Below are 14,545 nucleotides of genomic sequence, written 5' to 3'. Positions count from 1 at the left end.
CCAGGGCCGCGATTCCCTGACTAAGACAAAAGACCCCGGAAGCCGAGTGGCTTCCGGGGTCCTTTGCTTTGAACCGTAGTACCTGGCATTTGCCTAGGTGTTGGGGCGCTTCCCGTGGTTCGCGCCGCCACGCTTACGGTCACGACGCTTGCGTGCACGCTTGCTCATAGCTGGCCTCCTTACTGTTGGTACTCAAAAGAGCTGCCCTCAAGTCTCCCACATGATGTGGCGGCCCGCGAACCGGGAACCGCCGCGTGACCTGCGGTTCAATTCGCGCCTTCGAGCGGGGAAGCTATTTTTCGAGGAGGGAGTTGCGGACCGCGATGCGGGCCTGTTCCAGCACCGTTCGAAGGGTTTCCAGGGCCACTGGACTCAACGGCTGCTTGCCCGCCTGCAGCCGCAACTCGGCTCGAAGGTCGTCACGGAACGCCTGGAGCATCGTCTCGGCTTCTTTCAGCGAACGCTTGCCCTCGGGCGCCGCCCTGCCGCCGGCAGCGGTGAAATCCACGGAACCGGCGGCGGCCCGTGCCGCCTCGGCCGTTGCCGCAAGGTCAGCCCGTAGCCCGCGCATGTTGCTGCGGATGTCCTCACGGAGGTTGTCCGCCAGCCGCCGAACAGAGGCGGAGATCTCGTTCTCCACTGCGGCAAGTTCTTCGCGGCGCAGGTTCAGCTCGGCCAGCCCGGCAGGCGTGATGCGGTAGTTGGTGCGGCGCCCGGCCGATTCCGTGGCCACCAGCCCCTCCTCCTCGAGTTTTCCGAGCCGGGGGTAAATGGTGCCGGCGCTGGGGGAATAAGTGCCGCCAAAGCGTTCCTTGAGCGCCTTGATGAGTTCGTAGCCATGCTTTGGGCCCGACTCCAGCAGGGACAGCAGGTAGAGCCGCAGGGCGCCGTGGGCGAAGACGGCGGGCATCAGGGCTGTTCTTCCACGTTCCCGGACGCTCCGCTGTGGATGATGGACGTGGTGCCGGACACTGAATTGGTCCTGACCAGCATTAGTTTGGCGTCCGGACCGGCAATGGTTTCCACCCTGCCGCCGGGCACATGGTACCGCTGGTGGTCAATGACCACGGTTCCGCTGGCAGATTTGGCAACGATGTCCACGCCGACATCGTGCGGTATCCGGATGGTGAGGTCTCCGGACACCGAGTTGGCTCCGAAATCCTGGGTGTAGCCCAGAAGGTCGAAACTCATGCCGCCGCTCACCGTGTTGGCGCGGATGTGGCTGAAGTTTCCGGATGCTGTGACCTCGCCGGAAACAGTCTTGGCTGTGAGGACGCCGCTGTGGTCGCGGGCGCTTACCTCTCCGCTGACGGTGTTGACGTGCAGTTCGCCGTCCGTGCCGTCGGACATCACGGAACCGGAAACAGTGTTCAGGCGCGTCCGGCCGGCCATCCCTGAAACAAGGCCGTCACCGCTGACGGTGCCTGCCTCGACTTCAACCGTGGCTGGAACCGCAATGCTGATGACAGCGTAGTTTTCGCTCTTGTGGTTGACGGTTCCCATAAGGTTCTTGAACCAGCCCTGCGGCCCGTGCAGCTGGTGACGGACCTCAAGGCGGCCGCCTTCCAGCGAAACGGCCACGGGGTCGCCCTTGACCTCGGAAATCTCTATCCGGGTGCCCGGCTCGTGATGCGCCACCACGTCGAAGCGGCCACGCACCATGCCCAGCTTCAGGGACGTCACCGAATCGACGTCGATAGTCTGCGCGCTCGTGACATCCCAGTTCTGATCAGCCATTGGTCCTCCAAGACGATATATCGCGTGATGCATCAAACGTACCGCCGGGGCACGCCGAGGTCAAGATATATCGCGAACTGCGCCTACTCCGGAACGGCCATCCCCAGCCATTGGAACCAGCCGCGGTGCAGTACCAGCCAGGCCATCAGCCCGTATCCGGCCTGCCCTGGCGTGCCGCCATTTGCTGCCAAGTCCTGCCGCCACTGTTCGTGGTTCAGCAGGGGGGAGAAAGTATCCACATAAAGGTGCTTGCGGCGGGTGGTAACGTCAGCAAAGGCGGTGTTCAGCTCATCAAGCCGACGGTTCTGTGCAGGGTCCAGGGTGGGCGGCGGGCCCACCACGAACACCCCAAGGCGGTTCTGCGAGGCCGAGTCCAGGATGTTGGCCAGGTTGAGCCGGCTGCGGGCGGTGGAAAGCCCGAACTCAATGTCGCGGCCGGACAGGCCTATGACCAGGCGGTTCTCGGCCTGGTTGCTGAACCGGCGGCTGGCCTCGTCCATCCACCGGGCAGCCAGGCCTTCCGTTCCTTCCTGTGGACAGGGGAGGGCGTAGCTCTCCAAGAGCACGCCGTCCTGGGGAGTGCGGGCCAAAACGCGGCCCAGCCAGCCGAGTGCCCGGGGATCACCGAGTCCGGCCAGCAGTTCATCGCCTACAGCTGCGATACGCAGCTTCCTGTCTTCCACACGTTCCTCTTAACTTCGTTGCTGACTGCCCGTCGCCACCCGGAGCATTTGGACGGATCGGGCCGGCGCTGTTCATCCCATTAAACAGAACTGCCCGGCCGGAGTCGGTATTTCGACGTCCGGCCGGGCAGCCTTACTGATTACTTCCGCGCAAATGCCTGCTTCAGCAGGGCATCCTGTTCCGCGGCGTGGCGCTTCATGGAGCCGGCAGCCGTGGAGGCCGAGGCCGGTCGCGACACCAGGCGGACGCGCCGGTCAAGGGCGTCCGGCAGGTTCAGGCCGATAAACGGCCACGGTCCCTGGTTGGCAGGCTCGTCCTGCGCCCAGACAACCTCGGCGTTCGGGTACTTGGCCAGCTCCGCCTCGATCTCGGCGGAGGGCAGCGGGTAAAGCTGCTCCACCCGGACGATCGCCGTCGTCTTGTCATCGGTCTTCTGCCGGGTGGACAGGAGATCGTAGTAGAGACGGCCGGAGACCAGCAGGACGCGTTCGACGGCGTCTGCGGCCAGCTGCTCATGGTCACTGATGACAGGCCGGAACGTTCCGTTGGTGAAGTCCTCCACGGAAGACGCGGCACCCTTGAGGCGCAGCAGCTGCTTGGGCGTGAAGATGATCAACGGCTTCCGCGGGCGGCTGTAGGCCTGGCGGCGCAGCAGGTGGAAGTGCGAGGCCGCCGTAGTGGGGTTGGCCACAATCATGTTTTCCTCGGCGCACATCTGCAGGAAGCGCTCGATCCTTGCCGAGGAGTGGTCAGGGCCCTGGCCCTCGTAGCCGTGCGGAAGCATCAGTACCAGCGAGGACCGCTGGCCCCACTTCTGCTCGGCGGAGGAGATGAACTCATCAATGATTGTCTGGGCACCGTTGACGAAGTCGCCGAACTGGGCTTCCCAGAGGACGAGCGCATCGGGGCGTTCCACGGAATAGCCGTATTCGAAGCCCATGGCTGCGTATTCGGACAGCAGCGAATCGTAAATCCACAGTTTGGCCTGGTCATCGGAGAGGTTGCCCAGCGGCAGCCATTCCTTGCCGGTGGCGCGGTCGTGGAAAACAGCGTGGCGCTGCACGAACGTGCCGCGCCGTGAGTCCTGGCCGGCCAGGCGTACAGGGACGCCTTCCATGATGAGCGAGCCGAAGGCCGCGATCTCGCCGAAGCCCCAGTCGATGCCGCCTTCGCGGGACATCTGTTCGCGCTTCTCCAGCAGCTGCTTGAGCTTCGCGTGGACGGTGAAGCCCTCCGGAATCTCCAGGTGCGCCTTGCCAATCCGGGCCAGCGTGTCCGCGGAGATGGCGGTGGGCGCGGGGGAGTTCGTGCTGGAGTCGGACTGCTGGGCGATGGGCCGCTCAATGTCGGACACAGCTGCCGAGTCCGCGGTGATGATCGGAATCGGAGACGTCTGCGCTGCATGGGTTTCAGCGAAGACCCGCTCCAGCCGCTCCTGGTAGTCGCGGAGCAGCTGCTCGGCTTCTTCCTCGGTGATGTCACCGCGGCCGATGAGCGACTCGGTGTAGAGCTTGCGGACTGAACGCTTGGCTTCGATCAGGTTGTACATCAGCGGCTGGGTCATCGAGGGGTCATCGCCCTCGTTGTGCCCGCGGCGGCGGTAGCAAACCATGTCGATCACAACGTCCTTGTGGAACCGCTGGCGGAACTCGTAGGCTAGCTGGCCGATGCGGACTACAGCCTCGGGATCGTCGCCGTTCACGTGGAACACCGGTGCCTGGATCATCTTGGCAACGTCGGTGGAGTACGTGGAGGACCGGGACGATGACGGGGCGGTGGTGAAGCCCACCTGGTTGTTGACCACGATGTGGATGGTTCCGCCGGTGCGGTAGCCGCGGAGCTGGGACAGGTTGAGTGTTTCTGCAACCACGCCCTGGCCGGCGAAAGCGGCGTCGCCGTGGACGACGATGGGCAGGACCGGGAACGACTGGCCCTGGTCCAGGCGGTCCTGCTTGGCGCGCACGATGCCCTCGACTACCGGGTCAACCGCTTCAAGGTGGGACGGGTTGGCGGCCAGGTAGACCTTGGTCTCCTTGCCGTTGTCGGAGGTGAAGGTTCCCTCCGTGCCCAGGTGGTACTTTACGTCCCCGGATCCCTGGACCGAACGCGGATCCTGCGTTCCCTCGAATTCGCGGAACACCTGGGCGTAGGTCTTGCCGGCGATGTTGGTGAGTACGTTCAGGCGGCCGCGGTGCGCCATGCCAATGGCAACCTCATCCAGGCCGTCATCGGCGGCGTCGGACATGATGGCGTCCAGCAGCGGAATCAGGGATTCTCCACCTTCAAGGGAGAAGCGCTTCTGGCCAACGAACTTCGTCTGCAGGAAGGTCTCAAACGCCTCGGCCGCGTTCAGCTTGGAGACGATGCGGAGCTGCTCTTCACGGCTCGGCTTCGAGTATGCGTGCTCCAGCTGGTCCTGGAACCACTTGCGCTCTTCCGGTTCCTGGATGTGCATGTACTCGATGCCGGTGGTGCGGCAGTAGGCATCGCGGAGGACGCCGAGGATGTCGCGGAACTTGAGCATCGGCTTGCCGCCGAAACCACCGGTGGGCCACTCGCGGTCCAGGTCCCACAGCGTCAGGCCGTAGGTGAGTACGTCAAGGTCCGGGTGCTTGCGCTGGACGTATTCGAGGGGATCGGTGTCCGCCATCAGGTGTCCGCGGACGCGGTAGGAGTGGATCAGCTGCTGGATCCGGGCGACCTTGTTGATTTCGTCGGCCGGGTCCACCTGCTTGTCCGCGCTCCACCGTACGGGTTCGTACGGGATGCGCAGGGACTCAAAGATTTCGTCGTAAAAGTTTTGCGCACCCAGCAGCAGCTGGTGGACCAGCTTCAGGAACTCGCCGGAGCCGGCGCCCTGGATCACACGATGATCGTAGGTGGAGGTCAGGGTAAGGACCTTGCTGATGGCATTCTGGGCGATGATTTTCTCGCTGGCGCCCTGGAACTCGGCGGGGTAGTCGAGCGCACCGACGCCAATGATGGCCGCCTGGCCCTTGGAAAGGCGCGGCACGGAGTGCACGGTACCGATGCCGCCCGGGTTGGTCAGCGACACGGTGGTGCCCTGGTGGTCATCAGCGGTCAGCTTGCCGCTGCGGGCGCGCTTGATGAGGTCCTCGTACGTGTGCCAGAACTCGGAGAAGTTGAGGGTCTCGGCCTTCTTGATGTTCGGCACCATCAGCAGGCGGGTTCCATCAGGCTTCGGCATGTCAATGGCGATGCCGAAGTTGACGTGTGCCGGCTGGACGGCAACAGGCTTGCCGTCCACTTCGTCGTAGTAGACGTTCATGGAAGGGAACTGGGAAAGCGCGCGGATGACCGCGTAGCCGATGAGGTGCGTAAAGGAGACCTTGCCGCCACGGGCGCGGGCGAGGTTGGAGTTGATGACAACGCGGTTGTCGATCAGCAGCTTGGCGGGAATGGCCCGGACGCTGGTGGCGGTGGGCACCTCGAGGCTGGTGACCATGTTGGTGGCAATAGCCTTCGCCGGACCGCGGAGGATCGAAACAACGTCCTCTTCCGGAGCCGTGGGGGCTTTGACGTTCCTGGGCAGCTGCGCCGGGATGGGCTGCGAGCCGGTGCCCGGCCCAGTCTTCTTGGAACCGTCGCGCGCCACAGTGGCAGGAGCCTTCTTGGCGGGGGCCTGTGCGGGGGCAGCGGGTGCCGCAGAGGCGGGCGGTGCCGATGGCGCGGGAGGCGCTGCAGCCGGCGACGCTGCCGGTGCCGCGGGGGCCGCATTCACAATCGGCATCTCCCTCGTTGCAGGGTGGGCAGCGGCATGCCCCGAGTTTCCGTTGGAAGAAGAACTGCCGGCTGCGCCGAAGGATTCAAACAGCGGCCACCATTTGGCGTCCACGGCGTTCTTGTCCTTTTGGTACTGCTCGTACAGTTCGTCAACGAGCCACTCGTTTCCGCCAAATTCCTCTGGTAGACGGTGGCTAGGCTGCTCTGGCACTTGAAATACGCCTCTTCCATGAGTTTGATTTCTCTCCGGCCCACGATGCTTCAGCACTACGATTCAACCGGTCTCTGCGTCCTCTGAACCCAGACCAATGCCAGTCTAGTAAGCATCGTGTGGTAACTGCCAGTAAGGGTGACCCAAATCATGAAGTGACGCGGAAAGGCCGGAATATGGCGGCATGGAACGCAGGAAGACTAGGGTTTTCGGAGCACGGGGGCCGCCCTGAGGGCTATTGCGGGAGTCACGGTGGGGAGCCCGGCTCCCTGTAGACTGAAGCTCTTATGGACAGTAAATCTAGGTGCCGGCCTGGGTGCTGCCAGCGGAGCGTACAGAGCGCCGCGCAGTCCACCCGCAGAGCCGGCAAACCCCGAACACGCGCCCATCACCATTCGCCGGCACAGCCGGCAGGAGCTGCCAAGGAAACTGCGTCGGCATCGGCCGACCATCCTCCGCCGGACCGACATTCCTGGCGCCGCTTACCATCTCCAACGCCCTCCCACGCAGCCACGGCTGTCCGGGCGGGATGCTGAATGGAATGGCTTCTCCTCGCAGCAGGTTTGCTGCTGATCGCCGGCACGGGCTTTTTTGTCGCCGTCGAATTTTCCCTCATTGCCCTTGACCAGGCCACCGTCCAAAGGGCCATCGACGACGGCGACGCCGGCGCCGTCCCCTTGCTGAAGTGCCTGAAGTCCCTTTCAACGCAGCTCTCCAGCTGCCAGCTGGGCATCACGCTGACCACCCTGCTGACCGGTTATGTGATGGAGCCATCGGTGGGCCGGCTTCTGGAAGCCCCGCTGGCCGCCGTCGGACTTCCTGACGTGGCGGTGGCCTCCATCTCACTGGTCCTGGCGATGGCAATCGCCACCCTGCTGTCGATGCTCCTGGGCGAACTGGTGCCCAAGAACATGGCCATCGCCCTGTCCTTCCCGGTTGGTCGTGCGCTGGCCCGGCCGCAGCTGATGTTCACCGCTGTGTTCAAACCCGCCATCGTTGTGCTCAACGGCTTTTCCAACAAAGTGCTGAACGTTTTCGGGCTCGAGGCGAAGGAAGAGATATCCGGTGCCAGGACCCCTGCCGAACTGTCGTCGTTGGTGCGGCGGTCGGCGGAAATGGGAACGCTTGATGCCGGTACGGCCAACTTCGTGGCGCGGACGCTGAACTTTTCTACCCGGACCGCGGCGGATGTGATGACCCCGCGCATCCGGGTGGAGACGATCGAAGCGGACCAGCCTGTCTCTGACATCCTCGCTGCCGCACGCCGGACCGGGTACTCACGCTTCCCGATCATTGGCGAATCCGCGGACGACATCCGGGGGTTGGTCCACGTCAAGAAGGCGGTGGCTGTTCCCTGGGAGCGCCGGCAAAACCTGGAAGCAGGTGCCATCATGACCGAAGTGCTGCGGGTCCCGGAGACCATCCACCTTGATGCCCTGCTCGCGGAACTCCGTGAGGGCAACCTGCAGCTGGCGGTTGTCCTGGATGAATATGGCGGGACCGCGGGCATCGCCACCCTCGAGGACCTGGTCGAGGAAATCGTGGGCGAGGTGTCCGACGAGCATGACAAGGTCCGTCCCGGCTTACTGCAGAGCGCATCCGGCGACTGGTATTTCCCTGGGTTGCTCCGCCCGGACGAACTGTCCGAACAAATTTCAGGCCTGACCGTTCCCGATGAGGCAGCCTACGAAACAGTAGGCGGCTATGTTATGAGCGAGCTTGGCCGGATCGCCATGGTGGGCGACACCGTCCCCGTTGGCGGCGGAACGCTGAGTGTCACCAGGATGGATGGCAGGCGGATCGACCGGATCTGTTTCCGGCCGGCCGAGCCCGAACCCGACTCCGGCAACAACCACGACGGGGCTGAACGATGAGCGACTGGGCCGGAATACTATGGCTGGTTGTCCTCCTGCTCGGCAACGCGTTTTTTGTTGGCGCCGAGTTCGCGGTGATGTCTGCCCGGCGCAGCCAGATCGAGCCGCTGGCTGAAGCCGGAAACAAGCGGGCGCAAACCACGCTCCGTGCCATGGAGAACGTTTCGCTGATGCTGGCGTGCGCGCAGCTAGGCATCACGGTCTGCTCCCTCCTGATCCTGCTGGTGGCAGAGCCTGCCATCCACCACCTGCTGGCCGTGCCGCTGGAGACTTTGGGCCTGCCGACTGAAGTTGCCGATGTGGCTGCCTTCGCAATCGCCCTGATGGTGGTGACATTCCTTCACGTGACCTTCGGCGAGATGGTGCCGAAGAACATCTCGGTAAGCGTCGCTGACAAGGCAGCCCTCCTGCTCGCCCCGCCGCTGATGTTCGTTGCCCGGCTGGTCCACCCCGTCATCTCCGTCCTTAACTGGTCGGCGAACCACATCCTCAAGATGCTCCGTATCGAGCCCAAGGACGAGGTGAACTCCTCCTTCACCCTTGAGGAGGTGCAGTCCATCGTGCAGGAGTCCACCCGCCACGGCCTGGTGGATGACGATGCGGGGCTGATCACCGGCGCGCTCGAATTCTCCGAGTACAATGCGGCGGACATTATGGTGCCGCTGGAAAAGCTGGTCATGCTGAAGGCGGCTACTACGCCGGTGGAGTTTGAGAAGGCCGTAAGCCGCACCGGGTTCTCACGCTTCCCGATGCTCGACGACGATGACATGCTCTACGGCTACCTCCACGTGAAGGACGTCCTGTCCATCCCCGAGGCAGCCTACGGGCACGCCATTGCTGAGAGCCGGATCAGGTCCCTCGCCAACCTGGCCCTGGATGACGAAATCGAAAAAGCAATGTCGGTAATGCAGCGCACCGGTTCGCACCTGGCGCGGGTCATCGGCCCCGATGGCAATACAAAGGGCGTCCTCTTCCTGGAAGACGTGATCGAGCAGCTTGTGGGTGAAATCCGTGACGCCACGCAGGCCACCGGCGTCCGCAGGCTGGGCCAGCCAAACGGCGGCTGAGGTTCCGGGAGCCCCGTGCGCGGGTGCCGGGCTCCAGGGATCCGCCCCTTGCTGGCCCAGGGCTCGCACTTGCATTCCACCTAAATAGGAATCATTCCCATTTAGGTATAAGCTGAAGTGGTACTTTTCCGATCCCGTTTGAACCGAGGTTCCCGTGCGCCGTCTTTCCGCTGCCCGATCATCCCTGGCAGCACTTGCCGGGCTTGGCCTGCTGCTCACCGGGTGCAGCCCCCAGCCGGAAGCTTCAACCGAGGCGGCCGAAGGGATCAACGTGGTGGCCTCCACCAACGTCTACGGTGACATCGCAGAGACAATCGGCGGGGACAAAGTCAGTGTTACTGCCGTCATCACCAAGACCAGCCAGGATCCGCACTCCTACGAAGCCACTGCGCAGGACCGGCTGGCCGTGTCCAAGGCAGATCTGGTCATCGAGAATGGCGGCGGGTACGACGATTTTCTCCATACCCTGGCGGAAGACAGCAGCATCCACGCCGGCAAGGTGCTGAACGCCGTCGAGCTCTCCGGCATGGCCCACCCGGAGGAGGAAGCCCCGGGCGTGGCAACACCTGCGGAGCCAGCGGCAGAAGATGACCACGCACACGACCACGGGGAGCTCAACGAGCACGTCTGGTACAGCCTGGCTGCCATGGGACGGCTGGCGGATGACCTGGCAGCCAAGCTCGGTGAGCTGGAGCCGGCCTCGGCAGCTGCCTTCGATTCGAACGCTGCTGGCTTTAAGGCCGAGCTGGAAGAACTGACCGGGAAACTCGGAGGGCTGAAGGCCGGAGCGGCCGGCGCGCCCGTTGCTGTGACGGAGCCGGTACCGGTGTACCTGCTTGAAGATGCGGGCCTGGAGAACGCTACGCCGAAGGACTACACCGCTGCGGTTGAGGAAGGCTCCGACGTTCCGCCGGCTGTCCTCAAGGCCGCAACGGACCTGGTGGCCTCCAAGTCGGTGAGGTTCCTCGCCTACAACGGGCAGACCGAGGGTCCGCAGACCGAGGCGCTGAAGAAGGCTGCCGAAACGGCGGGCGTCCCGGTGGTTGATTTCAGTGAAACGCTGCCCGAGGGCAAGACCTATGTGCAGTGGATGACGGACAATGTGAACAACGTCAGCAAAGTTCTGGAGACAAATAGTTGAAACCCGTGGTCAGCCTCACCGGGGCGTCCCTCGCATTCGGTAAGCGGACGCTCTGGGAGGATCTGGACCTGGAAATCAGGCCCGGTGAGTTCTTTGCCGTGCTCGGGCCCAACGGCAGCGGCAAAACCAGCTTCCTGAAGGTCCTGCTGGGTCTGCAGGACCTGCACAGCGGAAAGGCAACGCTCGGCGGGCACCCGGTTGAGCGCGGCAGCAGCCTGATCGGCTACATCCCGCAGCAAAAATCCTTCGCGCGGGATACGCCTATGCGCGCCCGCGACCTGGTGGGCTTGGGGGTGGACGGCCACCGCTGGGGACTCCGCATGTCGTCGGGCAAAGCGAACCGCAGGATTGACGAGCTCCTTGAACTGGTGGGGGCAACCGATTATGCCAAGGTTCCGGTGGGCCAGCTCTCCGGCGGCGAACAGCAGCGGCTCCGTGTGGCGCAGGCCCTTGCCACCGACCCCAAGGTCCTGCTGTGCGATGAACCGCTGCTCTCCCTTGACCTGCACCACCAGCAGGCAGTCAGCGCGCTGATCAACAAGCAATGCCATGAGCAGAACAGCGCGGTGGTGTTTGTTACCCACGAGATCAACCCCGTGATCGATTACGTGGACCGGGTGCTTTACCTGGCGGGCGGCCGCTTCAAGGTTGGCACGCCGCAGGAAGTGATGACCACGGAGGTCCTCTCGGATCTCTATGGCAGTCACGTCGAGGTTATCCACGCCAACGGCCGCATCGTGGTGGTGGGCCTGCCGGACGCCACGACGCATCACCACACGGAGGCCCACGCCCTTGCCGGAGAGGTGGCGTGATGGACGCCGACAGCATCATCGGGGCGATCTTCAGCTTCGAGAACTACGGCGAGTTGCTGGTCCTGGTCCAGAACTCGATCTGGGCTGGAGCAGTCCTGGGGCTGCTCGGCGGGCTCGTGGGGACGTTTGTGATGAAGCGGGACCTGGCGTTCGCGGTCCACGGAATATCGGAACTGTCCTTCGCCGGTGCCGCCTTTGCCCTGCTCATCGGGGCTGACATCGTTTTTGGTTCGCTCATCGGCTCTGTGGCGGCTGCACTGCTTCTTGGCCTGATGGGGGTGCGGGCCCGGGACAAGAACTCGATCATCGGCGTGATTATGCCCTTCGGCCTGGGCCTCGGAATCCTGTTCCTGTCCTTGTACGAGGGACGCGCTGCGAACAAGTTCGGCCTGCTGACCGGGCAGATCGTCTCAGTGGATACAGTGCAGCTTCAGGCGCTGGCCGGAACCGCAGTGGTGGTGATGGTGGCCCTGGCGGCCATCTGGCGGCCACTGAATTTTGCCAGTGTGGATCCGGAATTGGCCGAGGCGCGCGGTGTTCCCGTCCGGACGCTCGCCATCGTCTTTATGGTCCTGCTGGGAATCAGTGTGGCTCTTTCCATCCAGGTGGTGGGAGCCCTCCTGGTGCTCGCACTGCTGATCACACCAGCTGCTGCAGCCCTCCGGGTGACTTCCTCCCCGGCGGCAGTGGTGGTGCTGAGTGTTGTCTTCGCCGTGACGGCGACCGTCGGCGGAATCCTGCTGGCCCTTGGCGGCCGCATCCCCATCAGCCCGTACGTCACCACGTTGTCGTTCCTGATCTATGTGGTGTGCCGCGTCATCGGGTCCGTCCGGTCGTCCCGCGGCATCAACGGGCGGGTCCTGCAGGCCCACTAGGACCGGGCCTGCTTAGAGCTCGCTTGCTGCCTTGCGCGCCGTGCAGTCAGGGCACAGCCCGAAGATCTCAACGGTATGCGCCACTTCTGTGAAGCCGTGTTCGCTGGCGGTGCGGGCTGCCCACGTTTCCACAGCCGGCGCTTCCACCTCGACGGCTTTGCCGCAGTTCCGGCACAGGAGGTGGTGATGATGGCCGGTGACGGCACAGCGGCGGTAAACCGCTTCGCCGTCGCCGTTGCGCAGCACGTCCACCAGCCCCTCGTCGGCAAGGGACTGGAGGATCCGGTAGGCGGTGGCCAGGGACACCGATACGCCTTGGTTCTGCAGGATGCGGTAGAGCTCCTGCGTGCTCACAAAATCGTGCAGCTCATCCAGTGCGGCGCTGACTGCCAGCCTCTGCTTGGTAACGCGCTGTTCCTTGCCGGCAACGGGAGCGGAGGTACCGGCAGGCCCCGAACCGGTCCGCGCGGCGCCCCCCAGGGCGTCGGCCGAAGCGGGCTTGGTGGAATCAGCCTTGGCGCCGAACGGCATGGATGGACTCGCTTCCCTCAGGATGGTGGCAAAGATCAAGATTACCAGCCGAAGCTTCGTGGACAGGGGTTCGGGCCGGACCCTAGGCTGGCGGTATGAAGCTGACCAAATACACCCACGCCTGCGTCCGACTCGAGAAAGACAGCCGGGTTCTGGTGCTGGACCCGGGGACCTTTTCGGAATCGGCGGAGGCACTGGCCGGTGCCGAATCAGTCCTGGTCACCCATGAACACGGCGACCACATCGACGTTCCCGCAGTGGTGGCTGCTTTGAAGGACAACCGGAACCTGGCGGTTTTTGCCCCGGCGGGCGTCGCGGACAACCTGCGCAAGGAAGCCTCTGAAGCAGCGGACCGGATCCACACCGTAGACCCCGGGTCATCCTTCGAAACGGCAGGCTTCGAGGTTCGCAGCTTTGGCGGGCAGCACGCCTTGATCCACCCACAAATCCCCGTGGTGGCCAACGTCGGCTACCTTCTGGACGGGAACGTTTACCACCCCGGTGATGCATTCGTCATTCCGGACGGCATCAGCGTGCAGACGCTGCTGGTGCCGATCCATGCGCCATGGAGCAAGGCAGCTGAAGTGGTTGACTTCGTGATCGGCGTCCGGGCACCACGGGCATTCCAGATCCACGACGGCCTGCTCAACGAGAATGGCCTGAAAATTGTGGAAGGCCATGTCAAGCGCCTCGGGGCCAAGTACGGCACCGGGTATCAGCACCTGGCTGCGGGGGAGTCGGTGGAAGTCTAAACCTCGTCGCCGTCCCAGCTGCCGGTATCAAAGAACCGCGTGATGACCGCTTCATATGGCTCGGGTTCCAGTCCATGGGAAGCCAGCCAACCGGTGGAGTAATAGTTGCCCGCGTAGCGCTCGCCGCCGTCGCACATCAGCGAGACAATGCTGCCCTGGCGGCCTTCGGCGATCATCCCCGCGATGAGCTGCCAGACGCCCCAAAGGTTGGTTCCGGTGGAGGGGCCGGCATGGAGCCCGGCGAGCGTGCGCAGGTGACGCATGGCGGCGATCGATGCAGCGTCAGGTACCTGGATCATGTGGTCAATCACGGACGGCACAAAGCTGGGCTCCATCCTGGGCCGGCCAATGCCCTCGATCCGGGAGGGCAATCCGGTAGCGGGGCCGGAGGAGTTGCCGCGCCAGCCGGGATAAAAGGCTGAGTTCTCCGGATCCACCACCAGGAGCCGGGTGGGGTGGCTGTTGTAACGGAGGTACCTGCCGATGGTCGCGCTGGTGCCGCCCGTCCCTGCTCCCACCACAATCCAGTCCGGCACGGCGTGTTCCTCCAGTGCGAGCTGGCCGAAAATGGACTCCGCAATGTTGTTGTTACCGCGCCAGTCCGTGGCCCGCTCGGCGTAGGTGAACTGGTCCATGTAGTGGCCGCCGCTGGTGGCGGCGACCTCTTCCGCCGTTGCATAGACCTCCGAGGCGTGGTCCACCAGGAGGCACGAGCCGCCGAACTGCTCGATCAGCGCAATCTTTTCGGGGCTGGTGGTGCGCGCCATAACGGCAATGAACGGCAGTCCCAGGAGCTGTGCGAAATAGGCTTCGGACACCGCGGTGCTGCCGCTGGAGGCCTCAACGATGGTGGTGTCCTCCCGGATCCAGCCGTTGACCAGGCCGAAGAGGAACAGGGACCGCGCCAGCCGGTGCTTGAGGCTGCCTGTGCGGTGGGTCGACTCGTCCTTGAGATAGAGCTGGACGCCCCAGTGCTCGGGAAGGGGTACCGAGTAGAGGTGGGTATCGGCCGAGCGGTTGTTTTCTGCCGTGATTTTCCGGAGGGCGTGGTCCGCCCAGTCCCGGCCTGCAGTGCGCTCGATCTTCACCGCACCAGCCTACCTGCGCCCGCCGGAGC

The 14,545-nt window shown here is 64.0% G+C and carries 13 protein-coding genes; 6 read left to right on the top strand and 7 right to left on the bottom strand.

The annotated features are described in order from the left end of the window. Positions 1-93: 93 nt before the first annotated feature. The 5 genes from CXQ88_RS22655 to CXQ88_RS00875 form a co-directional block, all read right to left on the bottom strand. Complete coding sequence (locus CXQ88_RS22655; RefSeq protein WP_369299106.1) at positions 94-168, bottom strand: 50S ribosomal protein bL37; 75 nt, start codon at positions 166-168, stop codon at positions 94-96. Positions 169-292: 124 nt separating this feature from the next. Continuing rightward, positions 293-910 carry a PadR family transcriptional regulator gene (locus CXQ88_RS00890; RefSeq protein WP_104042299.1) on the bottom strand — a complete coding sequence of 206 codons (618 nt, stop codon included), beginning with the start codon at positions 908-910 and terminating at the stop codon, positions 293-295. Further along, complete coding sequence (locus tag CXQ88_RS00885; RefSeq protein ID WP_104042298.1) at positions 910-1,737, bottom strand: DUF4097 family beta strand repeat-containing protein; 828 nt, start codon at positions 1,735-1,737, stop codon at positions 910-912. Before CXQ88_RS00885 ends, CXQ88_RS00890 begins: the two co-directional genes overlap by 1 nt. Before the next feature lie 83 nt (positions 1,738-1,820). Then, positions 1,821-2,420, bottom strand: coding sequence for a GDSL-type esterase/lipase family protein (locus CXQ88_RS00880; protein WP_104042297.1), 600 nt, complete (start codon positions 2,418-2,420; stop codon positions 1,821-1,823). 140 nt (positions 2,421-2,560) lie between these two features. Next, positions 2,561-6,376 carry a multifunctional oxoglutarate decarboxylase/oxoglutarate dehydrogenase thiamine pyrophosphate-binding subunit/dihydrolipoyllysine-residue succinyltransferase subunit gene (locus tag CXQ88_RS00875; RefSeq protein ID WP_104042296.1) on the bottom strand — a complete coding sequence of 1,272 codons (3,816 nt, stop codon included), beginning with the start codon at positions 6,374-6,376 and terminating at the stop codon, positions 2,561-2,563. A gap of 536 nt (positions 6,377-6,912) precedes the next feature. Here CXQ88_RS00875 and CXQ88_RS00870 point away from each other — a divergent pair. From CXQ88_RS00870 to CXQ88_RS00850, 5 genes are all read left to right on the top strand, one after another. Beyond that, on the top strand, positions 6,913-8,250 hold the full coding sequence (locus CXQ88_RS00870) for a hemolysin family protein (RefSeq protein WP_104042295.1): 1,338 nt from the start codon (positions 6,913-6,915) through the stop codon (positions 8,248-8,250). Continuing rightward, the gene (locus CXQ88_RS00865) at positions 8,247-9,317 is read left to right on the top strand and encodes a hemolysin family protein (RefSeq protein WP_104042294.1); all 1,071 of its coding nucleotides are present in this window, start codon (positions 8,247-8,249) and stop codon (positions 9,315-9,317) included. Before CXQ88_RS00870 ends, CXQ88_RS00865 begins: the two co-directional genes overlap by 4 nt. 154 nt (positions 9,318-9,471) lie before the next feature. After that, on the top strand, positions 9,472-10,458 hold the full coding sequence (locus tag CXQ88_RS00860) for a metal ABC transporter solute-binding protein, Zn/Mn family (RefSeq protein ID WP_104042293.1): 987 nt from the start codon (positions 9,472-9,474) through the stop codon (positions 10,456-10,458). Then, positions 10,455-11,270 (top strand): metal ABC transporter ATP-binding protein, encoded by an 816-nt coding sequence (locus CXQ88_RS00855; protein WP_104042292.1) that lies wholly within the window; start codon positions 10,455-10,457, stop codon positions 11,268-11,270. The genes CXQ88_RS00860 and CXQ88_RS00855 overlap by 4 nt, the downstream gene beginning before the upstream one ends. Beyond that, complete coding sequence (locus CXQ88_RS00850; RefSeq protein ID WP_104042291.1) at positions 11,270-12,145, top strand: metal ABC transporter permease; 876 nt, start codon at positions 11,270-11,272, stop codon at positions 12,143-12,145. Before CXQ88_RS00855 ends, CXQ88_RS00850 begins: the two co-directional genes overlap by 1 nt. A gap of 12 nt (positions 12,146-12,157) precedes the next feature. On the opposite strand, the gene CXQ88_RS00845 is transcribed toward CXQ88_RS00850, so the two are convergent. Further along, the gene (locus CXQ88_RS00845; RefSeq protein WP_181037390.1) at positions 12,158-12,676 is read right to left on the bottom strand and encodes a Fur family transcriptional regulator; all 519 of its coding nucleotides are present in this window, start codon (positions 12,674-12,676) and stop codon (positions 12,158-12,160) included. Positions 12,677-12,771: 95 nt separating this feature from the next. Here CXQ88_RS00845 and CXQ88_RS00840 point away from each other — a divergent pair, with 95 nt between their 5' ends. Further along, positions 12,772-13,428, top strand: a complete 657-nt coding sequence (locus tag CXQ88_RS00840; RefSeq protein WP_104042290.1) for an MBL fold metallo-hydrolase — start codon at positions 12,772-12,774, stop codon at positions 13,426-13,428. On the opposite strand, the gene CXQ88_RS00835 is transcribed toward CXQ88_RS00840, so the two are convergent. Continuing rightward, positions 13,425-14,516 carry a PLP-dependent cysteine synthase family protein gene (locus CXQ88_RS00835; RefSeq protein ID WP_104042289.1) on the bottom strand — a complete coding sequence of 364 codons (1,092 nt, stop codon included), beginning with the start codon at positions 14,514-14,516 and terminating at the stop codon, positions 13,425-13,427. The two genes, CXQ88_RS00840 and CXQ88_RS00835, sit on opposite strands and share 4 nt — an antisense overlap. Positions 14,517-14,545 lie beyond the last annotated feature (29 nt).

Source organism: Arthrobacter sp. ZGTC412 (genome assembly GCF_002929215.1).
Taxonomy (GTDB): Bacteria; Actinomycetota; Actinomycetes; order Actinomycetales; family Micrococcaceae; genus Arthrobacter.
This window is presented reverse-complemented; position numbering and strand designations above follow the sequence as displayed.